The organism is Octadecabacter dasysiphoniae, from assembly GCF_021532615.1.
GTDB classification, from domain to species: Bacteria; Pseudomonadota; Alphaproteobacteria; order Rhodobacterales; family Rhodobacteraceae; genus Octadecabacter; species Octadecabacter dasysiphoniae.
Genome location: NZ_JAKGAQ010000001.1, coordinates 506804 through 531222, shown reverse-complemented (window position 1 = coordinate 531222; position 24419 = coordinate 506804). Strand labels below are relative to the sequence as shown.

General features: G+C 57.3%; 24 protein-coding genes and 1 tRNA gene. 13 read left to right on the top strand and 12 right to left on the bottom strand.

Annotated features, from left to right (window positions below):
• The first annotated feature begins 66 nt into the window (after positions 1–66).
• The gene (gene metF, locus L0664_RS02535) at positions 67–927 is read left to right on the top strand and encodes a methylenetetrahydrofolate reductase [NAD(P)H] (RefSeq protein WP_235224054.1); all 861 of its coding nucleotides are present in this window, start codon (positions 67–69) and stop codon (positions 925–927) included.
• Here the strand turns inward: metF and L0664_RS02530 are convergent.
• Entirely contained in the window at positions 912–1967 is a 1056-nt protein-coding gene (locus L0664_RS02530; RefSeq protein WP_235224053.1) for a DUF2235 domain-containing protein, read from the bottom strand. The genes metF and L0664_RS02530 overlap by 16 nt on opposite strands.
• On the bottom strand, positions 1954–4245 hold the full coding sequence (locus tag L0664_RS02525; protein ID WP_235224052.1) for a xanthine dehydrogenase family protein molybdopterin-binding subunit: 2292 nt from the start codon (positions 4243–4245) through the stop codon (positions 1954–1956). Before L0664_RS02525 ends, L0664_RS02530 begins: the two co-directional genes overlap by 14 nt.
• Before the next feature lie 344 nt (positions 4246–4589).
• Between L0664_RS02525 and L0664_RS02520 the strand changes: the two genes are divergently transcribed.
• A complete protein-coding gene (locus L0664_RS02520) occupies positions 4590–7670 on the top strand; it encodes a valine--tRNA ligase (RefSeq protein WP_235224051.1) in 3081 nt (1026 codons plus the stop codon).
• 59 nt (positions 7671–7729) lie between these two features.
• Here L0664_RS02520 and L0664_RS02515 read toward each other — a convergent pair whose 3' ends face one another.
• On the bottom strand, positions 7730–7894 hold the full coding sequence (locus L0664_RS02515; protein ID WP_235224050.1) for a Tat pathway signal protein: 165 nt from the start codon (positions 7892–7894) through the stop codon (positions 7730–7732).
• Positions 7895–7970: 76 nt separating this feature from the next.
• On the opposite strand from L0664_RS02515, the gene L0664_RS02510 reads away from it, so the two are divergent.
• Together L0664_RS02510 and L0664_RS02505 are read left to right on the top strand one after the other, a co-directional pair.
• Positions 7971–9095: a pyridoxal phosphate-dependent aminotransferase gene (locus L0664_RS02510; protein WP_235224049.1), complete on the top strand. Its 1125-nt coding sequence runs from the start codon at positions 7971–7973 to the stop codon at positions 9093–9095.
• A gap of 57 nt (positions 9096–9152) precedes the next feature.
• On the top strand, positions 9153–9353 hold the full coding sequence (locus L0664_RS02505; RefSeq protein ID WP_235224048.1) for a hypothetical protein: 201 nt from the start codon (positions 9153–9155) through the stop codon (positions 9351–9353).
• On the opposite strand, the gene L0664_RS02500 is transcribed toward L0664_RS02505, so the two are convergent.
• Positions 9273–10508, bottom strand: coding sequence for a pyridoxal-phosphate-dependent aminotransferase family protein (locus L0664_RS02500; RefSeq protein WP_235224047.1), 1236 nt, complete (start codon positions 10506–10508; stop codon positions 9273–9275). The two genes, L0664_RS02505 and L0664_RS02500, sit on opposite strands and share 81 nt — an antisense overlap.
• Positions 10509–10633: 125 nt before the next feature.
• Between L0664_RS02500 and L0664_RS02495 the strand changes: the two genes are divergently transcribed.
• Positions 10634–12505, top strand: a complete 1872-nt coding sequence (locus L0664_RS02495; RefSeq protein ID WP_235224046.1) for an ABC transporter ATP-binding protein — start codon at positions 10634–10636, stop codon at positions 12503–12505.
• 9 nt (positions 12506–12514) lie between these two features.
• The gene (gene ygfZ / locus L0664_RS02490) at positions 12515–13246 is read left to right on the top strand and encodes a CAF17-like 4Fe-4S cluster assembly/insertion protein YgfZ (protein ID WP_235224045.1); all 732 of its coding nucleotides are present in this window, start codon (positions 12515–12517) and stop codon (positions 13244–13246) included.
• A gap of 24 nt (positions 13247–13270) precedes the next feature.
• On the opposite strand, the gene efp is transcribed toward ygfZ, so the two are convergent.
• On the bottom strand, positions 13271–13834 hold the full coding sequence (efp, locus tag L0664_RS02485; protein ID WP_235224044.1) for an elongation factor P: 564 nt from the start codon (positions 13832–13834) through the stop codon (positions 13271–13273).
• Between the two features lie 223 nt (positions 13835–14057).
• On the opposite strand from efp, the gene L0664_RS02480 reads away from it, so the two are divergent.
• Entirely contained in the window at positions 14058–14390 is a 333-nt protein-coding gene (locus L0664_RS02480) for a DUF6280 family protein (RefSeq protein WP_235224043.1), read from the top strand.
• A gap of 75 nt (positions 14391–14465) precedes the next feature.
• Here the strand turns inward: L0664_RS02480 and L0664_RS02475 are convergent, their stop codons facing one another.
• Positions 14466–15041, bottom strand: a complete 576-nt coding sequence (locus L0664_RS02475; protein ID WP_235224042.1) for a cobalamin biosynthesis protein CobQ — start codon at positions 15039–15041, stop codon at positions 14466–14468.
• Positions 15042–15092: 51 nt separating this feature from the next.
• Here L0664_RS02475 and L0664_RS02470 point away from each other — a divergent pair, with 51 nt between their 5' ends.
• Positions 15093–16550: a cobyric acid synthase gene (locus L0664_RS02470; RefSeq protein WP_235224041.1), complete on the top strand. Its 1458-nt coding sequence runs from the start codon at positions 15093–15095 to the stop codon at positions 16548–16550.
• Here L0664_RS02470 and L0664_RS02465 read toward each other — a convergent pair.
• The 3 genes from L0664_RS02465 to L0664_RS02455 all read right to left on the bottom strand — a co-directional run bounded on the left by L0664_RS02465 (position 16547) and on the right by L0664_RS02455 (position 19618).
• Entirely contained in the window at positions 16547–17473 is a 927-nt protein-coding gene (locus L0664_RS02465; protein WP_235224040.1) for a hypothetical protein, read from the bottom strand. The two genes, L0664_RS02470 and L0664_RS02465, sit on opposite strands and share 4 nt — an antisense overlap.
• 92 nt (positions 17474–17565) lie before the next feature.
• Complete coding sequence (locus tag L0664_RS02460) at positions 17566–18933, bottom strand: TolC family outer membrane protein (RefSeq protein WP_418888007.1); 1368 nt, start codon at positions 18931–18933, stop codon at positions 17566–17568.
• A gap of 61 nt (positions 18934–18994) precedes the next feature.
• The gene (locus L0664_RS02455) at positions 18995–19618 is read right to left on the bottom strand and encodes a protein-L-isoaspartate O-methyltransferase family protein (protein ID WP_268821571.1); all 624 of its coding nucleotides are present in this window, start codon (positions 19616–19618) and stop codon (positions 18995–18997) included.
• A gap of 191 nt (positions 19619–19809) precedes the next feature.
• Between L0664_RS02455 and L0664_RS02450 the strand changes: the two genes are divergently transcribed.
• A tRNA-Cys gene (locus L0664_RS02450) sits at positions 19810–19883 on the top strand.
• 86 nt (positions 19884–19969) lie between these two features.
• Here L0664_RS02450 and L0664_RS02445 read toward each other — a convergent pair.
• The 3 genes from L0664_RS02445 to L0664_RS02435 form a co-directional block, all read right to left on the bottom strand.
• Entirely contained in the window at positions 19970–20788 is an 819-nt protein-coding gene (locus L0664_RS02445) for a tyrosine-type recombinase/integrase (protein ID WP_235224038.1), read from the bottom strand.
• A gap of 194 nt (positions 20789–20982) precedes the next feature.
• Positions 20983–21171: a hypothetical protein gene (locus L0664_RS02440; protein WP_235224037.1), complete on the bottom strand. Its 189-nt coding sequence runs from the start codon at positions 21169–21171 to the stop codon at positions 20983–20985.
• Positions 21172–21188: 17 nt separating this feature from the next.
• Positions 21189–21422 (bottom strand): MerR family transcriptional regulator, encoded by a 234-nt coding sequence (locus tag L0664_RS02435; protein WP_235224036.1) that lies wholly within the window; start codon positions 21420–21422, stop codon positions 21189–21191.
• Between the two features lie 110 nt (positions 21423–21532).
• On the opposite strand from L0664_RS02435, the gene L0664_RS02430 reads away from it, so the two are divergent.
• Genes L0664_RS02430 through L0664_RS02415 form a run of 4 tightly spaced genes read left to right on the top strand, consistent with a single transcriptional unit; the run spans position 21533 to position 24380 of the window.
• The gene (locus tag L0664_RS02430; RefSeq protein WP_215959608.1) at positions 21533–21937 is read left to right on the top strand and encodes a helix-turn-helix domain-containing protein; all 405 of its coding nucleotides are present in this window, start codon (positions 21533–21535) and stop codon (positions 21935–21937) included.
• Between the two features lie 14 nt (positions 21938–21951).
• Positions 21952–22236 carry a hypothetical protein gene (locus tag L0664_RS02425; protein ID WP_235224035.1) on the top strand — a complete coding sequence of 95 codons (285 nt, stop codon included), beginning with the start codon at positions 21952–21954 and terminating at the stop codon, positions 22234–22236.
• 60 nt (positions 22237–22296) lie between these two features.
• Positions 22297–23280 (top strand): adenine-specific methyltransferase EcoRI family protein, encoded by a 984-nt coding sequence (locus L0664_RS02420; protein WP_418888006.1) that lies wholly within the window; start codon positions 22297–22299, stop codon positions 23278–23280.
• Positions 23277–24380: an HNH endonuclease family protein gene (locus L0664_RS02415; protein WP_235224033.1), complete on the top strand. Its 1104-nt coding sequence runs from the start codon at positions 23277–23279 to the stop codon at positions 24378–24380. The genes L0664_RS02420 and L0664_RS02415 overlap by 4 nt, the downstream gene beginning before the upstream one ends.
• The last annotated feature ends 39 nt before the right edge of the window (positions 24381–24419 follow it).

Here is a 24419-nt window from a genome sequence, read left to right as displayed (position 1 = left end):
AAAGTTATGAATTTGCCTCATGTAACGCAAAGACCGATTATAGGGCAACCCTATGAGGAGAAAACCATGCACCGCCCGTCCGTGTCCTTCGAATTCTTCCCGCCCAAAACAGTTCAGGCGTCGTTCAGGCTGTGGGACTGCGTGCAAACGCTCGCGCCGCTGCAACCGGATTTTGTCTCTGTCACGTATGGCGCGGGCGGCACGACCCGCAAACTGACCCACGAAGCGGTCGCAGCACTTGGGCAGGCGACGGATCTGAACGTCGCGGCGCATTTGACATGTGTGGATGCAACGCGGCGCGAAACGCTCGACATCGCCGAAAGCTATCGCGCCTCGGGGGTGACCCACATCGTTGCCCTGCGCGGCGATCCCCCCAAAGGCACAGGCGCCTACCAGTCCCATCCAGACGGATTTGACGGCGCGATTGATCTGACCCGCGCCCTTGCGGACAAAGGGTTTGACGTCACCGTGGGCGCCTACCCCGAAACCCACCCCGATGCTGCCAGCCAAGCCGCGTGCATCGACCACCTCAAGGCGAAAATCGACGCCGGTGCGACCCGCGCCATCACGCAGTTCTTCTTTGAAGCCGAAACTTTCCTGCGCTTTCGCGATGCCTGCGCGGATGCGGGCATCACTGCACCAATCCTGCCCGGCGTTCTACCAATCGAAAACTGGTCCGGCGTGCAGACCTTCGCGGATCAATGCGGCACCGCCATCCCGCAGGTACTGCGCGATGCATTTGGCAACGCAACGCCGGACACCGTCGATCTTTTGGCAACGGCCCACGCCAGCGAATTGTGCGACACATTGCTGATCGAAGGGGTGGAGCATTTGCATTTCTACACGCTCAACAAACCCGAACTTACGCGCGATGTGTGCCACGCCTTGGGGCTGGCCCCCGCAACCAGCCTTCAGAACGTGGCCTGACCAACGGGTTGCGCGGACGGGTTGCGATCCTGAATGGACGGATGCAGCCTCTCGGACGGATCACGCCCCACAACCCGCGCCCCGCGTGTCAAAAACAGCTTTGACCAACCGCGCCATTTGCCCGTGGACGGCGCGGTTGCATCTGTTTCAAACCGCGTCGCCCAACCATCCGGCAGGGGCAGCCCGCAGGCATCCAGGCGTTCCAGCATCCAAACAAGCGACAAATTGGCCAATGGTCGCGCAGGTTCATACCCGTTCAGCTGCCCGCCCACATCGCCGTGGGTGCCGGGAAACCAGACCTGTTCCATATGGCCCGACCATCCGGGCGGACAGGCCCATAGAACCGGCGCATAGGCATCGCGGGTTTCATCATGGGCCAGCGCGTGGAACCCGTGGTTCACCGATGCGCCCAGTGCGTGATTGTGAAAGGCGTGTTCCACCTGCGACCATCGCCACAACACGGGCCACCGCAGCCCCAGCGCTTTGACGGTGTCCCAAACGGCAACGGCCTCAATCTCGACGGACGGGTGGCATTTGCGGGCACGAAACGCGGCGGCGGCGGCACCGCGCCCGCCCCGTCTGTAATGGCGGTAGGCCAGCTGGATGTTGCGTTCCGCCGCGTGATCAGGCCGCACCAAGCCGACCAGATCAATCACCCCCGCAAGCGATCGAACCGCATAGGCCCCGCGCGAATACCCCGCCAAAACGATGCGATCCCCATCGCGGTAGCGTGACGCCAGCACACCGTAGGCCCGTTTGATCTGGCGATTGATCCCGCGCCCCTGCATCACGTCCAACGTGGCGCCCCAATTGGTCCACTGAATGCCCGGTTCATAATACAGCGTTAAATTCGCCCGCGATCCGGCCTCGCGCAGCAGTTTGTAAAGTTGCCCCGCGTGGGTTTCGCACCCCGGTTCCAACGACGACATCGTGCCATCCAGAATAATCACATGGGTTGCCGGGCCCCGTTTGCGCGCAGGTGCGGTTTCGGCATGCCAACGCCGCCCGATCAGGGACGTGAACCAACTACGCAGCGACATTTTTCTGCAACATCATCCATACCCGGTGCGGCGTAAACGGCATCTGAACCTCGCGGATGCCCCTGTCCCACAGCGCGTCCTGCACGGCATTGGTGATTGCGGCCAGCGCGCCAACCGTGCCCGCCTCCCCGCAGCCCTTCATCCCCATGGGATTATACAGGCTCTCCGTTGCTTCGGTGTCAAAATACATCATCGGCACATCATCTGCGCGTGGCATCCCGTAGTCCATAAACGACGCCGTGAGCAGCTGACCGTCTTCGTCATAAACAACCCGTTCGCTCAACGCTTGGCCAATCCCCTGAACCACCCCGCCATGGATCTGGCCTTCAACCAGCATCGGATTGATAAGATTACCAAAATCATCAATCACGGTGTAGCGTTCAACAGTGACAACACCTGTTTCGGGGTCGATTTCAACCTCTGCCACATGCGCACCGTTGGGATAACTGCGTTGTTCCAGCTTGATGCGTTTTGACTGGCTGAGCAGATCATCCCGGCCCGCCGCGCGCGCCATATCGGCGACCTCAAGCATGCTGGGCGTCAGATTGCTGCCCGCGATGCGGAACCGTTCATCGTCAAAGGACACATCTTTGGCGGCCACACCCTCGGCCTCAGCCAGAAAGGCGGCAAATCCATCGGTGATCGCGGCAACCGTGGCCAGCGTCGCAGTGTTTTGCACCGTGGCCGAGCGTGACCCACCCGTGCCGCCGCCCGTCGCAATCAAATCGCTGTCGCCTTGAATGACCGCGATCCGGTCCGCAGGAATGCCCGTCTGATCCGCCAGGAATTGCGCGAACACGGTTTCATGCCCCTGCCCGCCCGATTGCGTCCCCACAAAAATAGACACGGACCCGTCCGCGTTAAAATCGACCCGCGATGTTTCTTCGGGCGATCCAAGGATGCTTTCGATGTAATAACACAGCCCCTGCCCGCGCAGTTTGCCCGCAGCCGCACTTGCGTCGCGGCGCGCTGCAAATCCGGTGCGGTCCGCCTCAACCCCGATGCGTGCCAACACCCGTTCAAAATCACCCACATCATAGGGCTGGCCCGTTGCCGATGTGTAAGGAAACTGATCCGCCTTGATGAAATTGCGCCGCCGCAAATCCCACGGATCAACACCCATTTCGCGCGCCGCCGCATCCATGGCCCGTTCCAGCACATAAATCGCTTCGGGACGGCCCGCGCCGCGATAGGCATCAACCTGCGTGGTGTTGGTATAAACCCCAAGCGTGCGCATATAGACCGTCTTGATGTCGTAAACACCGGGCAGAACTTTGCTGAACAATTCCGTCTGGATCGGCTGGGCATATTCAGAATTATAGGCCCCCATATTGGCCACCGTATCCAGATGGTACGCGATCAGACGATGATCCGCGTCAAACCCCAGCGTGGCGGTGCTGACCAGATCACGGCCCGCATTATCACTTTGCATGGCTTCGGACCGGTCCGACATCCACGCCACCGCGCGCCCCAGCGTGCGCGCAGCGTAGGCGCATAGAAACGTCTCGGGGTATTCCATGGCCTTCATGCCAAATCCGCCGCCCACATCCGGGTTCGTGACCCGCACATCTGCCACGTCCAGCCCCAGCTTCGCGGCGACCTTATCGCGCGTGCCCCACACGCCTTGCCCATTGACGCTGACGTGCAAACGCGTGCCTTCGGGTTCGGCGTAACAGCCCCGTGGCTCCATGGAGTTGACGATAATGCGGTTGTCTTCGACAGGCACAGCGATGACATGCGCCGCACCGGCCAGCGCCGCCGCCACGCCGTCTTCATCCCCCAAACCCCAATCAAACGCGACATTGTCAGGGGCTTGCGCATGCAACACAGGCCCGCCCGCCGCCAGCGCCATATGGGCGTCCATATCGTCGATATCCAGCTCGATCATCTCGGCGGCGTCTTTGGCCTGCGCCACTGTGTCCGCCACGATAAAGGCAATCGCCTCCCCCACGAAACGAACGCGGTCGCGCGCCAAAATCGGGCGTTCGGGTGTCGCGCCCTTGGTGCCATCGCGGTTGGTGACGACAGTGGCATCCATGGCCACGTCCAGCCCCGCGGCCTCAAGATCGGGCAACGTCAGGACCAAATGCACACCGTCCGCCGCACGCGCATCGCTGACATCAAGGGCGGCCAATGTGCCATGCGCCACGCTGGATCGCACAACATATCCGCGCAGTGATCCAAGCGGTGCGATGTCGTCCACATAACGGCCACCACCGGTAAGAAAACGCACATCTTCAACCCGTTTGACGGATTGGGATTTTCCAAACTTATCCATAACATCGCTCCCGATCGGTTCAAAAGAACACTAACTTGCACAGGCCGCGCGTCTACCCCTCAAACGTGCGACCGCGGGCGGGGCGATCAGGCGCATATCAGCACGCAAACACCGCGTGTCCCACGACAGGGCGGCCGTTTCAAAGGTGGCGCGCCAGGGCCCGTTGGCGCAAGGGTCCGGCCATGATGTGCCAGCGCCAGCCCTGATCGCCATCACCAATCCCTGCAAAAGACCAAAACACCACGGATCTACGCAAGACGGGTAAACATCCCATTAGCAATGATCTGCCTTTTCCTTTGGCCGCGCCCCCGCTATGTGAAGCCCGTTACAAAAGGACATGACCCATGCCGATGGAAAAGAAATTCGACGCGCACGAAGCCGAAGCCCGCATCACCGACCGTTGGTTGTCTGCCGACGCCTTCAAGGCCGGCGCAAATGCGTCGCGCGCCGAAACCTATTGCGTCATGATCCCGCCCCCCAACGTCACGGGCGTCTTGCACATGGGCCACGCCTTCAACAACACGTTGCAGGACATTCTGGTGCGCTGGCACCGCATGCGCGGGTTTGACACGCTGTGGCAGCCGGGCACGGACCACGCAGGCATCGCCACACAGATGGTCGTTGAACGCCAACTCGCCGAAACCCAACAGCCCAAACGGGTCGAACTGGGCCGCGAAAAATTCCTCGAAAAGGTCTGGGATTGGAAGGCTGAATCAGGCGGCCAGATTATCAACCAGCTCAAGCGGCTCGGTGCGTCCTGCGATTGGTCCCGCGAGGCGTTCACCATGTCCGGCGCCCCCGGTGCCCCCGCTGACGCCCAAGGAAATTTCCACGACGCCGTCATCAAAGTGTTCGTTGAAATGTACACCAAAGGCCTGATCTATCGCGGCAAACGTCTGGTCAATTGGGACCCGCATTTCGAAACCGCGATTTCCGATCTTGAGGTCGAAAACATCGAAACCGACGGCCATATGTGGCACTTCAAATATCCGCTCGCGGGTGGGGTCACCTATGAATACGTCGAAAAAGACGAAGACGGAAACATAACACTTAGCGAAACGCGTAACTATATCTCAATCGCGACGACGCGGCCTGAAACAATGCTGGGTGATGGCGCCGTTGCGGTTAATCCAAAGGATGAACGCTACGCGCCAATCATCGGAAAACTATGTGAAATTCCGGTTGGGCCAAAAGAACACCGTCGCCTGATCCCGATCATCACGGATGACTATCCAGATATGGAATTCGGGTCCGGCGCGGTAAAAATCACCGGCGCGCACGACTTCAACGACTACATGGCCGCCAAACGAAACGGCATCCCGATGTATTCGCTGATGGACACCAAAGGCGCGATGCGCGCCGATGGAAAACCCTACGCCGAAGAAGCCGCCACCGCTCAAGCAATCGCCAATGGGGAAACCTCCGTGCCGGACGAATCCGTGATCGCGGCGATGAACCTTGTGCCCGACGCCTACCGTGGCATGGACCGCTTTGAGGCCCGCGACAAAGTCATCGCTGACATCACCACCGAAGGGCTCGCCGTGATGCACGACGTTACCCGCAAGGTTAAGGATGACGAGGGCAGTGAGTCCGACCTGACCGAGACCGTCCCTTTCGTCGAAGCCAAGAAAATCATGCAGCCCTTTGGCGACCGCTCCAAGGTCGTCATCGAACCGATGCTGACGGATCAATGGTTCGTTGAGACCGACAAAATTGTGAAACCCGCGCTGGACGCGGTGCGCGACGGCACCGTCAAAATCCTGCCGGAGTCGGGCGAGAAAACGTATTACCACTGGCTCGAAAACATCGAACCATGGTGCATCTCGCGCCAGCTGTGGTGGGGACACCAGATTCCGGTTTGGTATGGGCCACAATTAGGCGAAGATGGTAGTCTGTTTGCACCTTCCGGGCAGCATGCTCGAAACGATCGAAGTCACGTGCATTATCCGTTCTGCGCCAGTACCCAAGAGGGTGCTGAAAAGTTAGCCCGGGACTACTACGGTAAAGAGTGGTCCAATTATGAGTTCTGCTTCTATGGCTCCGAGCAAGAACTCTTGGAAAACGCAGAGAAAGACATGAGCGACGCAAGGATACCACTCTACCGCGACCCCGACGTCCTCGACACATGGTTCTCCTCCGGTCTTTGGCCCATCGGTACGCTCGGCTGGCCAGAGGACACACCCGAACTGCAAAAATACTTCCCCACCTCCGACCTCATCACAGGTCAGGACATTCTGTTCTTCTGGGTCGCGCGGATGATGATGATGCAGCTCGCCGTTGTCGATCAAATCCCGTTCGACACCATCTACCTCCACGGCCTCGTGCGCGACGCCAAGGGCAAAAAGATGAGCAAGTCGACCGGCAACGTCATCGACCCGCTCGATATCATCGACGAATACGGCGCCGACGCGTTAAGGTTTACGAACGCGGCGATGGCGTCCTTGGGCGGTGCTCTCAAGCTCGATACATCGCGCATCGCCGGATACCGTAATTTCGGGACAAAGCTTTGGAATGCTTGCCGTTTTGCCGAATTGAATGGGGCCTTCGGTACGGATCGCGCCCATACCGGACCCATACCAGACCCATACCCGACCCATATCACCCAATCGGTGAACAAATGGATCATCGGGGAAACCGCGCGCACCTTGGCTGACGTCAATTCCGCACTTGAAACGTATCGGTTTAACGATGCCGCCGACGCCCTTTATAAATTCGTCTGGGGCAAGGTGTGCGACTGGTATGTCGAACTGTCCAAGCCCCTGCTTATGGATGGATCGGACGCAGAAAAAGAAGAAACTCAAAGGGTTATGCACTGGATTCTGTCCCAATGCCTGATCCTGATGCACCCGATCATGCCCTTCATCACCGAAGAACTGTGGGCACTTGATGGCAACGACACGCTTCTGGCCCATCAGGACTGGCCGGAACTGGACCTTGATCTGGTCGATGATACGGCCGACGCCGAAATGTCATGGGTCATCCAAGTGATTGAAAACATTCGATCAACCCGCGCCCAAATGAATGTACCTGCAGGCCTCTACGTGCCCCTGATCCAGACCGAGGCCGACGCCGCGGCGCGCACCGCTTGGGCAGGCAACGAGGCTTTGATCAAACGCCTCGCACGGGTGGATTCCCTCACCGAAGGCACGGCCCCCAAAGGGTCGCTGACCGTGGGCACAAAAGGCGCGACATTCGCCTTGCCACTGGCCGACATCATCGATGTAGACGCCGAAAAGGCCCGCATTACCAAAGCCTTGGGCAAAGTCGAAAAAGAGGCGGGCGGCCTGCGCGGGCGTCTGGGCAACCCGAAATTCGCAGCAAACGCCAGCGCGGACGTCGTTGAAGAAGCCAAGGCAAATCTGGCGTTGCGCGACGAAGAAATCGCACAGCTCAGCGCCGCCCTCGCCCAGTTGAACGAGATTTAGGCTTCATCTAGGCTGATAAACTCTCCCCGAAGGGCCTCGTTCCGCAGGCTGTTCGGGGCTTATGGCACGACCCGTTCCACGGCACGCATCATGCCAAGACCTTTGTCATAAACCAGCGTCAGGATGCGGCGTCCACCACCTGTGCGGGCAATCGGGGCAACTGCGCGCACACCAAAGGCGGCACCGGTTGTCGCCATAAATCCACGTCTTGTTAGTTTGGGCATAACATTCCCTCCTCTAAAAGAGATGGTGACTGCGTTAACTCTTTTCAAAGGGGAAGGAAGGCCGCAAACTCCCCCCATGTCCGAAAGACCAGATCAAAACCCGCTCCTGACGCCGCTTGCCGCGTCCCTTCCCTCCACCGTCCCGTTTGTCGGCCCCGAAGCCCAGGAACGCGCCGCAGCTGCGCCGTTCAAGGCCCGCCTTGGCGCAAACGAAAGCACCTTTGGCCCATCCCCCAACGCCATCCGCGCCATGCGCCAATCGGTCAAGGAAACATGGATGTATGGCGATCCCGAAAGCCACGATTTGCGCGCCGCACTGGCCACACATCTGGACGTTGGAATGGATGAAATCGTCGTGGGCGCCGGAATTGACGGCCTGCTGGACAGTCTGGTGCGCCTGACGGTGACGACCGGAACGCCTGTTGTGACGAGCGCGGGGGCTTATCCAACTTTTAACTATCATGTGACAGGATATGGCGGAACGATCCACACGGTTGCCTACACCGCCGATTTCGAAGACCCCGATCATTTGATCGCCAAAGCGCGACAGGTTGGCGCAAAACTGATTTATATGTCCAATCCGGACAATCCGATGGGCACCGTTCACACGGCGGCCACGATCCAGCGGATGATAGAAGGATTGCCCGAAAACTGTCTTTTGGTTCTGGATGAGGCTTATATCGAACTTGCCCCGAACGGCACCGCGCCGCCGTTGAACACCAGCGACAGCCGCGTCATTCGGATGCGGACCTTTTCAAAGGGGTACGGAATGGCAGGTGCACGGGTTGGGTATGCTGTCGGGCATGCGTCCCTGATTGGCGCGTTCAACCGCGTGCGCAACCATTTCGGGATGAGCAGGGTCAGCCAAATCGGCGCATTGGCCGCGCTCGCCGATCAGGATTGGCTTGCCGATGTGCGCGATAAGGTCGAGGCATCGCGCCAGACCTTATATCAAATCGCCGAAGATAACGGGCTGATCGCCATTCCGTCGGCCACCAATTTCGTCACCATAGACTGCGGGCGCGACGGCGCATTTGCGCGGGCGGTTCTGGCCAGTCTTGTTGCCCAAGGCGTGTTCGTGCGGATGCCCTTTGTGACCCCGCAAGATCGCTGCATCCGGATTTCGTGTAGTGTTCCCAAAGACATGGCACTGGTCAGCAAAGCCTTGCCCAAGGCATTGGCGGACGCACAAAAGGTTTAGGTGATTTTTCAGGAATCGGGGTTAAGATCGCGGTGCACGATCACCCGAGGAGCCGACATGCGCCACTACCCCCAGAAGGTTGAAAACTACACCAATGCCTTTTTGATCACGGCAGGGCTGACGTTGTTCATGGCGTTTTTCACGCTCGCCGCGCTCAAAGGGATCGTCTGGGTGATATTATCCGCAGCACTTATCGATGCTGTTATCCGCGCGGGCGATACGCGGTTGCGCGCCAGCGAGGTCCGCGAGGACAGCTGACGCCGCTTCGAGCGCACCTTTGCCATGCGCGATGCCCAGCGCCTTAAGCCCTGCATCAATCGTACCCAAAAACCCCAATACCATATGGCCGTTGACGTGGCCCATGTGACCCAATCGAAAAAACGCTGACGCCGGTGTGCGGCCCAAACCAATGCCCAGCGTCACGCCCATCGCGTCTTCGCACCATGCACGCAGGGCATCGCCCTGACCCTCATCCAGACGCAGCGATGTGACAGCGCGCGACCGTTGCGCAACGTCAGCCACGTTGATCGCCAGCGGTCCGTCCAAGGACCACGCATCGATCGCCGCCCAGATCGCCTTGGCCAAACCTTCATGGCGCGCCCAAATGTTGGACAGCCCTTCTTCTTTGATCATGTCGAGCGCCTCGCGCAGCCCATAAAGGTGGTGCGTCGGGGCCGTTCCATCAAAGAACTGCCAGTATTCCTCACCGCTTGCGCGGGGGCGCCAATCCCAATAGCGCGACACGCGTTTCATGTCGCCCCTCACGCGGTCGGCTTTGTCGTTGAACCACACAAACCCGATGCCCGGTGGTGTCATCAGACCCTTCTGGGACGCCGCGACGGTGATATCCACGCCCCACTCATCCATTTGAAATTCATCACAGCCCAGCGACGCAATGCAATCACACATCAACAATGCGTCGTGGCCTACTTTATCAAGAACACCACGCAGGCCTTTGATATCGTTCAAAACCCCCGTGGACGTATCCACCAGAACAGTCAGGATCGCCTTGATCTTGCCGCCTGTGTCAGCCTTTAGCGCGGCTTCAACCTGCGCGAGGTCAACCGCGTCGCTGTCGCCGAAATCAATCGTTTCAACCTGCGCGCCAAGACTGTCGGCCATCTCGCCCCAGCCGACGCAAAAACGCCCAGTGGCCAGAACCAACACAGTGTCGCCTTCGGCAATGACGTTCGACAACGCGGCCTCCCAAACGCCGTGGCCGTTGGCGATATAGATCGCCACATCGTGCTTTGTGCCTGCGACGGCCTTCAGGTCCGGGAACAGGCTTCGGGTGACGTCGTGCAATTCGCCGGTGTAGATATTTGGCGCAGGCCTATGCATTGCGCGCAACACGCGGTCGGGCATCACCGATGGTCCGGGAATAGCGAGGTAAGTCAAACCATTGGCAAACATGCAAAGCGTCCTTATGTGCGGCCCTTGATGAGAGACTATCCAAGTGCTGAGGCGCGTCAATGCCACCCTTTCACCAACGGGTGTTTACGCGTACATAAAATCAACGCTTTAGCAGGAACCCTTGCATGACCACCCCAATCGAACCCGAACAACGCACCAGCGTCCCCATGATGAAATGGCTATGGAGCGAATATCTAAGCCACCACAAAGGCTGGCTGGCGGTTGCCGTTGTGTTGATGGTCACCGAAGGTCTGACGTTCGGTTCTCTCAGCATTATGATGCAACCTATGTTTGACCGCATCTTTGTGGGCGGCGAAACCGGCAGTATCTGGTTGGTCGGACTTCTTATCTTGGCGATTTTTCTGATCCGTGCGGTGACCGCCCTGGGCCAACGTGTGATCATGAAATACGTGTCCGAAAAAAGCGGCGCGGCAATGCGATCAGACCTTATGGATCACCTGATCGGGCTTGATACGGCCTATCACCAGATCCACCCACCCGGCCAGCTGATCGAACGTGTGCAGGGCGATGTGCAGGCGCTTAGCGGTGTGTGGACGTCCCTTGTGACCGGCGTCGCACGCGATTTCGTCGCCGTTATTGGTTTGTTTTCTGTTGCCATGTGGATTGACTGGCAATGGATGTTGATTGCAATGCTGGGCATTCCTGTTGTGGTTATCCCGTCCTTCGCGTTGCAATCTTTCGTGCGTCGCAAGGCCCGTATCGCGCGCGAAGTGTCCGCGGATATGTCCACCCGTCTGGACGAGGTGTTTCACGGCATATCACAAATCAAGCTCAACAGCCTTGAGGACTATCAGGCCAAAAGATACCAGCGCCTGATGAAACGCCGCGTCAGCACCGAAACAGAGGCGTCGTTCGGCCAAGGCCTGATGTCCAGCACGGTCGATATCATGGCGGGCTTGGGCTTTTTGGCGGTCATCATCTACGGCGGGTCCGAAATTATTGACGGCGAAAAGACAGTCGGCCAGTTCATGTCGTTCTTCACGGCAATGGCGATCGCGTTTGATCCGCTGCGCCGGCTCGCCAATATTGCAGGGCTGTGGCAGGCTGCGGCCGCCGCGATTGACCGTTTGCTGGACGTGTTTGACACCAAGGCGACGGTGGTGTCGCCACCCGCCCCCGTCTTGCCGCCGATGGATGCGCCGCGCGTCCAATTTGATAACGTCCATCTGAATTACGGTGAACTTCCCGTGCTGAACGGGGCATCCTTCATCGCCGAAGCAGGCCAGACAACCGCACTGGTGGGGGCATCCGGCGCGGGCAAAAGCACGTTGTTCAATGTGCTGACACGTCTGGTTGAACCCCAATCTGGCAAAGTCCTGTTGAATGACACACAGATCGAAACCGTCGCGCTTGATGCCTTGCGCGCCCGGATTTCTACCGTGTCCCAAGACGCAGCACTGTTTGACGAAACCCTGCGCGACAATATCCTTTTGGGGCGCACGGACGTGGATGATGACCAATTGCAGGCCACCCTGACTGCCGCCCATGTCGCGGATTTCCTGCCCAATCTGCCCAACGGGTTGCAAAGCCCCGCAGGTCCGCGCGGGTCAAACCTGTCGGGCGGCCAACGCCAGCGCGTCGCCATTGCGCGGGCTTTGCTGCGCGACACGCCGATCTTGTTGCTGGACGAAGCGACCAGCGCATTGGACACAAAATCAGAAGCCATCGTGCAAAGCGCGCTTGATACGCTCGCACAAGGGCGCACGACGCTGGTGATCGCACACCGCCTGTCCACCATTCAAAACGCCCATAAGATCGTGGTGATGGACCAAGGCCGCGTTGTAGATGAAGGCACTCATGATGCCCTGCTGGCCCGTGGCGGGCTTTATGCCGATCTGTACCGTTTGCAGTTTCGCGACGGCAAACAAGTCAGCGAACAACCCCGCCGCCCGCGCAAGGCCACCAAAACATACAAGGCGGATCAACCGAAACGATCTTTCCTCGCGCGCCTTTTCAGACGTCCTGCGGGTTCTTAAGTACCTCTCATGACTGATCGTACCCTCATCGGCCTGACGGGCCCCGACGCCGCCGATTTGTTGCAGGGATTGGTGACAAACGATGTGACCAAATCGCGCGACGCGCTGGTCTATGCCGCCCTGCTCACGCCGCAGGGCAAATACATTGCCGACTTTTTCATCACGACGCGCGGTGACACGATCCTGATTGATGTTGCAACGTCCCACGCCCCGACGCTGGCGCAGCGCCTTGCGATGTATCGCCTCCGCGCAGATGTGCAGATCGACGAAATGCCCTTGGTCGTGTCGCGCGGCACAGGTCCGGCCCCTGACGGTGCCCTGCCCGATCCGCGCCATCCTGATCTGGGGTGGCGGATGTATTCAGACACAAACCAGTCGGATGATACCGATTGGGACGCCTTGCGCGTGGCCCATATCATCCCCGAAACCGGGATCGAGCTGACACCGGACACCTATATCCTTGAGGCCGGGTTTGAACGCCTCAACGGGGTGGATTTCAAAAAAGGCTGCTATGTCGGCCAGGAAATCGCCGCACGGATGAAGCACAAGACAGAACTGAAAAAGGGCCTGACCCAAGTCGAGATTGAGGGCAGCGCCCCCATGGGGTCCGATATCACCGCAGACGGGAAACCGGCAGGCACTTTGTTTACACAAAGCGATGGTCGCGCGTTGGCACACCTTCGGTTTGATCGCGCAACAGGCGACATGAAAGCAGGCGACGCATTGCTGCGCCGCCCGTAAATCCGTTTGCCGAAAACGTCGTTGTTACGCACGTTCGGAATATTCCATCGTTTCGGTATCGACGATGATATCCGTATCCTGCCCGACAAACGGCGGCACCATCACACGCACACCATTGTCCAGAATTGCGGGCTTGAACGAATTGGCCGCGGTCTGTCCTTTTACCACTGGTTCGGTCTCAACGATCCGGCAGGTGACTTTTTGCGGCAGACGCGCGTTCAGCGCTTCGTCTTCGTGGAATTCTACAACGGCGATCATCCCGTCTTGCAGGAACGGGCGGCGTTCGCCCAACAGCTCGGACGGGAGTTCGATCTGCTCGTAGGTTTCGGTGTCCATGAACGTCAACATTCCATCCGTCTCGTAGAGGAATTGTTGATCTTTTTGCTCCAAACGGACCTTCTCAACTTTGTCGGCGGACCGGAAGCGTTCGTTTAGCTTGGAACCATTGCGCAGGTTGCGCAGTTCTACTTGTGCGAACGCACCACCCTTACCAGGTTTTACATGATCCGTTTTGACTGCGACCCAAAGGCCACCATTGTGCTCAAGCACGTTACCAATGCGGATTTCGTTGCCGTTAATCTTTGCCATGCTCAAATGTGTCCAAATGATGTCAAAAGGTTGAAGGAAGTTTAACGGACCCTATATCTTGGGTCGCAACACCGCGCAAGCCAACCAGATACTGTTTACTGAGAGTCGCAGGTATGCCATAAACGCATGGCTGCCATTCCAAATGAAGAACCCCGAATCGGGCGGATACAGGGCATAAGTGCCATCACGCCAGATACAAGGCTAATAACAACAAGGACCGAATATGCGAGATTTCGTCGACGGCACAGCATTCAACAACGAACAAGGCAACCGCGCACGCAAGCTATTTGCGGCTGTGGTCTTGGCCGCGTTGGATGACGCGATTGCAGACGACAAGAAGTATGGCAACGGACCAGAACAGATCGCACGCTGGGCCCGGTCCCGCGATGGTCGCGAAGTATTGTCCTGTGCTGGCATCGACCCCAACGAACGCGTTGTGACAGGTCTGATGGACTTCGTAGGCAAAGGTGTTCGCACCTCCGTGGCGCTGTCACGTGAAGAAAGCGAACGTCGTGCAGTGGCCGAAGCCGCTGAACTCGAAAGCCAAGCCGCTTAATCGTTTCCAAAGTTTAGACTGCCAAAGAACGCGGCCCTCTGCTCGGGGTCGCGTTTTTCTTTTGCGATATTGCGGTTACGTCCCGACCCCGACAACCCAAGCGTAAGCAACAGGCACCTGCAACAGGCCGAACACGCCGATGACGGCGCGCATGGCCGATCCCCTATACCGCTGACTTAGCCACGCGCACACGCCCCACGACACGAGAACCTCGATCGGGGTCAAGATGCGCCCAAAGTGTGCAGGGTCCCAATAACTTACCGGGCTTTCGAATATCCAATTCGTGATCGGCCAGAAATGCGCGCGGCCATCATCATGATGTAGCGGAAAATCCAACCCGATATGGAGCAACGCGGACCCCGCCAACGCAACGATCCACGCACGGCGCAGCGCCAGCCCCAAGGCCAACACCATCCCCCACACCAAAAAAGAATTGTCTATTCGAAAGACGCTTTGCCACGCGTCCGAAAAATACATTTCGCCGAAGACGACCTGCGGATCGGTGCCAAGGATCAACAAATGCGTGCCCGCCAACAGATAAAGCGACAGATCCGGGATCGCCGCCCCAGCAATCGCTGCGGCCGTTATCTTTGGCGCGTCAGGGCGTCCGAACGCGGCCATCCCGAAAATCAGATGCGTCGGTGTATACATGCTCTTCCCCTTACCTACGCGCCTGCTAGACACGTACCGTGGAGGATGCGCATGGCGAAGGCAATCATGATCCAAGGGGCGGGATCCAATGTGGGGAAATCCATGTTGGTGGCTGGCATCGCGCGCGCAGCCGTGCGCCGTGGTTTGTCGGTTGCCCCCTTCAAACCGCAGAACATGTCTAACAATGCCGCCGTGACGACGGATGGTGGTGAAATTGGCCGCGCACAGGCACTGCAGGCGCGGGCCTGCGGGCTTGAACCGCACACCGATATGAATCCCGTCTTGCTCAAGCCTGAAACGGATGTGGGTGCGCAGGTGATCGTGCAAGGCAAACGGTTCGCCACAATGAAAGCACGTGAATACGGGACGCGTAAGGCCGACCTGATCCCGCGTGTTCTCGAAAGTTATCACCGCCTTGCGGCTGCACATGATCTTATCGTGATAGAGGGCGCAGGATCACCGGCTGAGGTGAATTTGCGCGCAGGCGACATTGCCAACATGGGCTTTGCAGAGGCAGCGGATTGCCCTGTCATCCTTGTCGGCGACATCGACCGCGGCGGTGTGATTGCGCAATTGGTTGGCACCGATGTTATCCTTCCTGACCATGACCGCGTGCGGATCAAAGGGTTTGCCATCAACAAATTTCGCGGTGACACGACGCTGTTCGCTGAAGGCATGACAGCAATCACCGATCATACCGGTTGGGTGCCGCTGGGGATTGTGCCGTGGTTTGCGGACGCATGGAAACTTCCTGCCGAAGACGTGATGGATGTGGCGACCCGCAAAGGTGGTGCGATCAAAATCGTCGTGCCCCGTCTGAACCGGATCGCCAATTTCGATGATCTTGATCCGCTGGCAGCCCAGCCTGATGTCACCGTTGAAATCATAGAGGCGGGACGCCCCCTGCCCGGCGATGCGGACCTCGTGCTGATCCCGGGGTCAAAATCCACCATTGCCGACCTCGCGCATTTTCGCGCGCAAGGGTGGGATACGGATTTGCTGGCCCACGTTCGGCGCGGTGGGCATGTCTTGGGGATTTGTGGCGGTTATCAAATGCTGGGTCGCGAAATTGCAGACCCCGAAGGCATTGAAGGCCCTGCAACCCGTGTGCGCGGGCTTGGGTTGCTGGATGTCACAACCGTGATGTCCGCGCAAAAGACTGTCACCCTCAGCAACGCAACCTATGACGCGACGGGCGATCCTGTGACAGGTTATGAAATCCATATTGGCGAAACGACGGGGCCGGACGGCCGCAACGGTTGGCTGACACTGGATAGTCGGCGCGCCGGTGCCGCAAGCGCCGATGGGCGCGTCAAAGGTTGCTATTTGCATGGGCTGTTCACGTCTGACGGATTTCGCAACGCCTATATGGCGGGCATCGGCGCGCCGGTTCAAACGATGCACTACGATGCGGGTGTCGATGCCACGCTTGACGCACTGGCTGACCACCTTGAGGCCCATTTGGACATTGACGGCCTGCTCAACCTCGCCGAAACTGTGCCGCTTTAGTCGAATTCCTGGCTGGATAGGATGCGGTAAATCTCACGGCGGACCAGTTTGCGCACGTTGCGTGTGATGCGTTCGCCCAGCGGGCCTGTCAGTTCTTCGCGCACGACTTCGGACACCAATTCGCGCAGGGCTTCTTCGTCCAGCGTCGCCCCGCCTGCTTCAAGCAGTCCATCAAGATCATCGTCACCGTATTCGTCAATCTGCTCAGCACTTTCGTCGGCATCTGTCGGGACGTCTTCGGCGTCTTGGTGGTCTGACGTAGTTGTTTCGACGCCCTGCTGTGCGTCTTCGTGGTTTTCATCGTCATGGACGGCGTCGTCTTCGGTTTCATCGCTGATGTCGGCATCTTCGATCGCGTCCACATCACGCGCCGTGGCACCAGGCCAAGCGATTGTTTCAGACACCGCTTCGCTGCCGTCCGGTTCATAATCATCGTCACCAGCACTGATCGCCGCTTCGAGTTCGGCTATCGTTGCGACAAGGCCGGAACGATCTGTCGCGGACGGCGCGCTATCGTCCGGGGATGGGTCATCATCGACGTCTTCGAAAACCATTTCCGTCAGCGGCAGCGGGGCCTCGTCCACATCGCTTTCGGCTTCGGGCTCGGGCTGCTGGTCCGGCCAGTCTTCTTCGTGCCACTCGTCGTCGCCATCATCATTTGCATCGTCTTGGGGCGCATGATCGGCGTCGCGGGGTTCATTGTCCCCATCCACCACAAGAAATGCGGGCGTCAGTACCAGACGATCCGACAAATCGTTTTGCGGTGTCGATTCGGGGGCTTCTTCGGCTTCGGATTGTGGTGCCTTATCGGTCGCCTCAACCGGGGCCGGATCACGCGTACGCGCCTTATCTCCATCGCTTACAAGGCGACGGATGGACGACAAGACGTCTTCGATTTCTACGTTCGTCACGGGATCGGACATTGTTTATCCTGCTTTGGCCTCAGGTGTACTGTTTACCCTGCCGAAACAATCCAAACAACAGATAGTCGGGATTTGATCAACTAAACTGTTATCTATTCGCCAATGGATTCCAGAACACGATCCAGCGCCTGACCTTGGCGCGATACCGTTGCCGGCGCGTCGCGCACGAGGTTGTAATAGGCTGTCGGATCATAGGATTGCACGCCGAGGTTCAGGTGTTCCGCCGTCAGCAGGCCCATAGACGCCAATACCTGATAGCTGGCTACGACCTCATCCGCTTGCGCAGAAATCGCGTTTGCCTGCGCATCCAGCAGTTCTTGTTCCGCGTTCAACACATCAAGCGTGGTCCGCGCACCCAATGTGGCTTCTTCGCGCACACCACGAAATGCTGTGCGGGCTGCAGTAACTTGCAGGGTCGAAGCATCGCGGCTGGCCCGGGCCACCGACAAAAGCGCATAGGCATTGCCCACATTCTGGCTGATGGTTTGGGACGTGATCAAAAGGGACGCACGGGATGCATCTCGACGTGCCTGCGCCTGTCGAATAATCGATTGCAGCTGGCCGCCCTGATAAATCGTGCCGCCATAGGTCAGGCTTAGTTGACGGGTGGCATCACCGGTGTCGTTCAAACCCAATGTTCCGCTCAACCCCACAGTGGGGTTTAGCGCCGCTTGGGCACGACGGATGTTAAGTTCTGCGGCGGACACGGCATGCTGCGCGCCCAGCGCATCGGGATGGCGGCGCACCGCAAAGGCCCGCGCGGCCTCAAGATCTTGTTGCACATCCGCAGGGCTGACCACGGCCAAACGGCCCGGCACACGCCCGACCGCCGCGCGATATTCTTCGTTGGCCTGCACAAGACCACCTTCGGCTGCGGCCAAAAGGCTGCGCGCGGCGGCAAGGCGGGCTTCGGCCAAGGACACATCTGTGCGCGTCACTTCACCGACTTCAAACCGGTCCCGTGCTGCGCGCAATTCCTGAGTGATCACACCGACATTGCTGCGGCGCAGGGCCAGAAATTCAGACGCGCGACGCACTTCCATATAGGCAGACACGGTGCGAAACAGGACTTGCTGTTCAACCTGAACAAGACCTTGGCGCGTTTGCAGCACCAGTTCTTTTTGCGCTTCGGTTGCCAGTGCGCTTGCGCCACCATCATGCAACAAAAGGCTCGCCGTGACGGAAATCGTCCCATCAAGGCTGTCTGACAAGCTGTTTGTCGTTGCCGCAGATGACGTCGCATAAATCGCCTGCGCCTGCCACGTGATCACGGGACGCAATGCAGCCAATGACTGTGCAACATCCTCGTCTGCGGCCCGCAACAACGCACGGTTTTGATCCAGCAGGCCGGAATTGTGGTAGGTGTCACGCAACGCATCGCCAAGGCTTTCTGCACTGACAGGCAATGCGGATACAGTTGCAGCAAAACACATTGCAAGGAACGTCCGGCAGCTGGTCATGATCAAGTCCCCGTTTAGAATTACTCGGGGCGGCCCATGCGGCCCCTACCGTTGAAGTTGTTTAAAACGTAAATGCCGCGTCTTTGGCAAAACCGGGCAACACAGGCGCACCTGCATTAAACGACATGCGCCAGTTGACGATGCCGTCAATCTTGCGGCCCACACGGACCACGCCCAACGCACCCTCGGCAAAAATTGCCGCGATGCGCCCGCCCTCCTTGATCTGTGCCAACAACGCGTCAGGAATGGTTTCCACAGCACCTTGCAGAATAATCACATCGTAGGGGCCATTTTTCGCCGCACCTTCGACCAGGGGTGCTTCGAACACCGCCGCATTGTCTACGCCGTGGGATGACAAGATTTGCTGCGCCTCTTCGGCGCGGGCCGCGTCATCCTCAACAGCGACGACAAAATCAGCAAGCTGCGCCAGAACCGCCGTTGAATAGCCAAACCCGCATCCAAGATCGAGCACAACATCGCTGGGCTGCACATCAAGCGCGTCCAGCATCTTCGCCAATGTGCGTGGTTCAAGCAGAACACGATCGCCGCCAATCGCAATGTTTTCGCCAACGTAGGCCGCATCGCGCTTATCGTCCGGCACATAGTCTTCGCGCGGAATATGAAGCAGGGCTTCGATGATCGGGAATTTGGTAACATCAGACGGGCGGACCTGTGTGTCGACCATCAGATTTCTGCGGTTTTGGTAGTTGGCCACGAGCTAAACTCTTTCGTTCAGATTCTACCTGTTCTTCATGCCACAGCGCAGTGGCGTGGGCAACGGCCCTTTGCGCGACATTTGCACAACCGCCCAAGTCAACCAATTCCCCCATTGAACCCGGCGCCGTTGGCCGCTAAACGCAGCCCAGACCACAAGGCGGCGAGTTGGCGGAGTGGTTACGCAGCGGATTGCAAATCCGTGTACAGGAGTTCGATTCTCCTACTCGCCTCCAATAAAAACAATGGGTTACGAATTTTCCTGCTCATTGGGTATCACCTCTGGTATCAGTTTCACGTTCTGTGCCTGTTCTGTTCGGGGTCATTTGCGCTTTGCTACCGCCTGTCGCGCCCGCATGATTTGCCGCGCCTCACCCGCATATTTGATGATCATCTCTTTGGATGTGTGGCCGCTGTAGCTGGCGATTTCATCGTCAGTGCATCCCGCCCACGCCAATTCCATCACGCCGCGATACCGCAAGGCGTGTTGGTCATGGGCCATCAGGCCTAACCGCTTACGCTCGCGCACCATGACACGGGCCATCGCGTGATAGTCCATTTTGGAACCGTTAGCGCGCGTCAGGATGTGGCGCGATGGGTGGGGCGCGAACCCCAGATCGGCCTTCGCACCGTCCAGTGCCGCCTTGAGTGCAATCGTGCAGGGCAGTGACAGGACGGTATCTGTCTTATTCTGGCGCAGTTTAAGGGTATCGCCGTCATAGTCGCCCCATTGAAAATCCACCCAGTCGCCGGGACGCTGCACACTTCCGACACCAATCTCAAAAATCAGACGAGGCAATGGCGCGCCCTCTTCCCGCATCTTCTCAACAGCCCAATCGGTCCATGGCAAGTGTGGCTTCTTGCGACCTTCTGGAACTTTGAGCTGTTCTATTTCGGTTGCAGGATTGTCGTCACGCCAACGCTTTCGGATCGCCAACTTGCACAACATGCTGATCGCTGTGGGAAGGTAATTGGCAAACCTGACCCGATGGCGATTTTGGTCCATCGCCTCGTAGATATCGGCTTGGGTTAGCCGAGACACATCCATATTGCCGATTTTTTCGGTCAGATATTCGAAGGCATTTTCAAGGTCACCTCGGTAGCGGGGGGAAAACCCGGCCCACTTGTCTGTTTCTCGCATTGCGCCGATGAGCGCAGTCCACGACGTTTTTACATTAGCCTTTTTGCCACTTAAAATTTCCCAATATTGGCGGTCGAATTCAGCCGTACCCTCTTCAGCAGTGATACGTCCCAGATAAATCATCTTCCCGTTGACGCTCTTGCGCACATACCAACGGCCGGACGGATGCCGCCAAAGGTATTTCTTGCGTCGGCCTACCACTGAATTTGATCCCATAGCTCTGCCACATCCCCCGCTGAAATTCGTTTGAGGACCTCAGTATCCCAACGAACAACGCCGGGCGCAATTTCATGCCCCGGCGGTAGGTGACCTTCATCGACCAAAGCCTTGAACTCGTTTGTCCGCAGATCGAGCAACCGCGCGGCAGTGGTCTCACTGGCCATGATGGGTGTGTGCCGCGTCATTTGTCTGCCCCCATTTCTTGGCCTGCTCTGCATCGCGCCGGCTTTTGCGCTTTGACCGTGAATTGAGAGACATACTTCTCCCAAGCGCCGCTGGGAATCTTCGGGTTGCGCTGTCCAGGTGCGGTAAAAATATGATCCAGCATATCCTCGCGGATCAGATATCGGATGTTGGTCACGGGCAGGCCTACCCGATCGGCCAGTTCTTTCGGTGTTTCGAGTGGTTTGGTCACGGCTCACCTTTCCGTTGGATTCTACTTCTGAACAATGCAAGAGTGAACAAAATCGCCCTGAACACAACCAAAGTGCACTATTAGTCACTTTTAATAACCAAAGGTGCATCTTGTCAACTGACTTGTCTGGAATCGGCCTGCGACTGAGAGAAATTCGCAAGGACAATGACCTGACGCAGCCCGTCATGGCCGCCGCAATCGACGTGTCAGACCGCACCTACAAATACTACGAACAAGAAAAACGTGAGATTCCCGCATTAGCCGCAGTCAAGATTAGTGAAGCGTTCGCCATTAACTTAGAGTGGTTACTGACGGGAGTCGGCAAGGCTCACAAAAGCAACGATCCAGAACTGGCGGAAGCCTGCGCGATTGCTGTCCTTACCGAAAACGAGGGACGAGAGGCAGGTTTGCCAATAGCCAAGCTTGGCAAGATAATTGGCTTTGTCGCCGCCCAGTCCGCTCAAACTGGCGAGACGCCAGCGCAGGTTACCTGCAAATATTTCGACACACTCTAGAAAGGAACGCCGACATGACTGACACATATCACCAGCCCAAAGTCGCAAAATCTGATTTGGATCCTTGCGACCAAGAGGTTCTTACCTTTGCGCGGCAAGTTGGCATTTCGGGCGCGTTCTTGTTTTTTGGTGGCGTGATTGCACTGATTGCCACGTCAGGTCAGGCAACTTGGGACATTGCGCGTTCCCTCTACTTCGCCATGGTGGTGCTCGGCCCCGTGGGCATAGTCATCGCACAAAGACTTCTGCGCATATTGATGAAGCACCGGCGCAAAGAACTTTCGATTTTTGATCGGTAAGACGTCGGTCGCTAACCAAGAAAGCAACAACAAAAAGACGGAGCAGACAATATGGCAAGGGTGGCCACCAACAAGACGCTGCAGCAAGCGCGCAAAGCTAAAAGTGACGAATTTTACACACGCCTTGCTGATGTTGAAAAAGAGCTGAAGCACTATCGCCATCACTTTGAAGGTAAAGTTGTGTTATGCAACTGCGATGATCCGCGCATCAGCAACTTCTTTCACTACTTTTCCTATAACTTTGAAAAGCTCGGCCTAAAGAAGTTGATCACGACCTGCTACAAAAGTCAGGATATGGAGTTGTTCAGTCGCCATGATAATGAGGCGGCGATTTACCTTGAGTATGAAGGCGACAAGAATCAAAATAAGGTCCCTGACTTAGAAGAAATTGGTATCAAGACGCTCAATGGTGACGGCGATTTTCGCAGCGTGGAATGTGTCGAGCTGCTCAAGGAAGCCGATATCGTTGTGACAAACCCCCCGTTCTCGCTTTTCCGCGAATATGTTGCGCAACTGGTAGAGCACGACAAGAAGTTTCTTGTGGTTGGGACGTGGAACGCGATTGCTTACAAGGACATTTTCAGCCTGCTGAAAGATGACAAGCTCTGGATCGGAATTAACAGCAATCGAAATTTTTCTGGCTTCATTGTCCCAGACCATTATCCATTGCACGGGACGGAAGCACGCATGGACGAGCATGGCAATCGGGTCGTTTCTTCCAACAACACCTGCTGGTTTACCAACCTAGACAACTCAAAACGGCACGAAGTCCTGCCGCTTTACAAGACGTATGACCCCGCCTCCTATCCAAAATACGATAATTTTGACGCCATCGAAGTCTCAAAGACAAATGAGATCCCCACAGACTATGAAGGCCTGATGGGTGTGCCGATCACCTTCATGAATAAATACAACCCTGATCAGTTTTCGATACTTGGCATTGATCGGGTGCTAGTCGAAGAACAAACGGGGAGAGTTAGCCGCTTTCGCATAAACGGAAAAGAAATTTACGCCAGAATAGTAATAAAGAACAAAGCACTATGAAGATTATCCTGAAAGAAATCACTGTCCGAGAGCTAAGCGGAAGCTATACAGACAATACCGAAGGCGGCGTCACGGGCTACGGCGGCAAGCTGGATATCCGGCCACCTTTCCAACGTGAATTCGTTTATAAAGACGCTCAGCGCGATGCTGTGATCGACACTGCTTCCAAGGGCTTCCCCTTGAATGTCATGTATTGGTCTGTGCGCGAAAATGGTGAGTTCGAGATCATCGATGGCCAACAGCGCACAATCTCGCTGTGCCAGTATGTCCAAGGCGATTTTTCGGTTCAGTTCGGCACAATCAAAGAAAAGCGCGCATTTCACAATCTGCAGGATGATGAACAGGAAAAGCTGCTCGACTACCCGCTGACAGTCTACCAATGCAGCGGCACCGACACAGAAAAACTTGAATGGTTCAAAACCATCAACATCGCGGGCGAGCAACTTACCAACCAAGAGCTGCGCAACGCGGTCTACCATGGTGAATGGGTCACAGACGCCAAAAAGTGGTTCAGCCGCCCAAACTGCCCCGCACAGGCTATCGGCTCAAACTATCTGACAGGCTCCGCGATCCGACAAGATTACCTTGAAACGGCAATTATGTGGCACGCACCGGGTGGCGACATAGAGCAATACATGTCGGACCATCAAAAGCAGCAGTCAGCCAAAGAACTTTGGGACTATTTCCAAGCTGTCATCGAATGGGCGCAGGCCTGTTTTCCCAAGTATCGCAAACAGATGAAGGGTGTTCCGTGGGGGCCGCTTTACAACGAATATGGCCCCGCAGTTATCGATGCTGCAAAGGCAGAAGATGAGGTCAAGCGTCTGCTTATTGATGATGATGTATCAGCCAAATCAGGCATTTACAGCTACATCTTCGACGGCAAGGAACGCCACCTAAGCATCCGTAAGTTCACCGAAAAAGATAGAACCGAGGCGTTTGAACGGCAAAACGGCGAATGCCCCGTCTGCAAACAGACCTTTCCGATTGAAGGGATGGAAGCCGACCACATCGATCCTTGGCACGCAGGGGGCAAAACAAACGCAGCCAACTGCCAAATGCTTTGCAAAGAAGACAATCGCAGGAAGTCCGGGGTATGATAGCGGATATGACCAAGGCGGAAAACAGGCTCGAAGAGG

Excerpts from the sequence above, each read along its gene's own strand:
- L0664_RS02440 (WP_235224037.1), bottom strand. The coding sequence starts at position 21,171 with ATGGCCAGTGAGACCACTGCCGCGCGGTTGCTCGATCTGCGGACAAAC.
- metF (WP_235224054.1), top strand. The coding sequence starts at position 67 with ATGCACCGCCCGTCCGTGTCCTTCGAATTCTTCCCGCCCAAAACAGTT.
- L0664_RS02530 (WP_235224053.1), bottom strand. The coding sequence starts at position 1,967 with ATGTCGCTGCGTAGTTGGTTCACGTCCCTGATCGGGCGGCGTTGGCAT.
- L0664_RS02500 (WP_235224047.1), bottom strand. The coding sequence starts at position 10,508 with ATGTTTGCCAATGGTTTGACTTACCTCGCTATTCCCGGACCATCGGTG.
- L0664_RS02475 (WP_235224042.1), bottom strand. The coding sequence starts at position 15,041 with ATGTATACACCGACGCATCTGATTTTCGGGATGGCCGCGTTCGGACGC.
- L0664_RS02480 (WP_235224043.1), top strand. The coding sequence starts at position 14,058 with ATGCGAGATTTCGTCGACGGCACAGCATTCAACAACGAACAAGGCAAC.
- L0664_RS02505 (WP_235224048.1), top strand. The coding sequence starts at position 9,153 with ATGCGCCACTACCCCCAGAAGGTTGAAAACTACACCAATGCCTTTTTG.
- L0664_RS02445 (WP_235224038.1), bottom strand. The coding sequence starts at position 20,788 with ATGCGAGAAACAGACAAGTGGGCCGGGTTTTCCCCCCGCTACCGAGGT.
- ygfZ (WP_235224045.1), top strand. The coding sequence starts at position 12,515 with ATGACTGATCGTACCCTCATCGGCCTGACGGGCCCCGACGCCGCCGAT.
- L0664_RS02415 (WP_235224033.1), top strand. The coding sequence starts at position 23,277 with ATGAAGATTATCCTGAAAGAAATCACTGTCCGAGAGCTAAGCGGAAGC.
- L0664_RS02510 (WP_235224049.1), top strand. The coding sequence starts at position 7,971 with ATGTCCGAAAGACCAGATCAAAACCCGCTCCTGACGCCGCTTGCCGCG.
- L0664_RS02495 (WP_235224046.1), top strand. The coding sequence starts at position 10,634 with ATGACCACCCCAATCGAACCCGAACAACGCACCAGCGTCCCCATGATG.
- L0664_RS02460 (WP_418888007.1), bottom strand. The coding sequence starts at position 18,933 with ATGACCAGCTGCCGGACGTTCCTTGCAATGTGTTTTGCTGCAACTGTA.
- L0664_RS02515 (WP_235224050.1), bottom strand. The coding sequence starts at position 7,894 with ATGCCCAAACTAACAAGACGTGGATTTATGGCGACAACCGGTGCCGCC.
- L0664_RS02465 (WP_235224040.1), bottom strand. The coding sequence starts at position 17,473 with ATGTCCGATCCCGTGACGAACGTAGAAATCGAAGACGTCTTGTCGTCC.
- L0664_RS02425 (WP_235224035.1), top strand. The coding sequence starts at position 21,952 with ATGACTGACACATATCACCAGCCCAAAGTCGCAAAATCTGATTTGGAT.
- L0664_RS02520 (WP_235224051.1), top strand. The coding sequence starts at position 4,590 with ATGCCGATGGAAAAGAAATTCGACGCGCACGAAGCCGAAGCCCGCATC.
- L0664_RS02455 (WP_268821571.1), bottom strand. The coding sequence starts at position 19,618 with ATGGTCGACACACAGGTCCGCCCGTCTGATGTTACCAAATTCCCGATC.
- L0664_RS02525 (WP_235224052.1), bottom strand. The coding sequence starts at position 4,245 with ATGGATAAGTTTGGAAAATCCCAATCCGTCAAACGGGTTGAAGATGTG.
- efp (WP_235224044.1), bottom strand. The coding sequence starts at position 13,834 with ATGGCAAAGATTAACGGCAACGAAATCCGCATTGGTAACGTGCTTGAG.
- L0664_RS02470 (WP_235224041.1), top strand. The coding sequence starts at position 15,093 with ATGGCGAAGGCAATCATGATCCAAGGGGCGGGATCCAATGTGGGGAAA.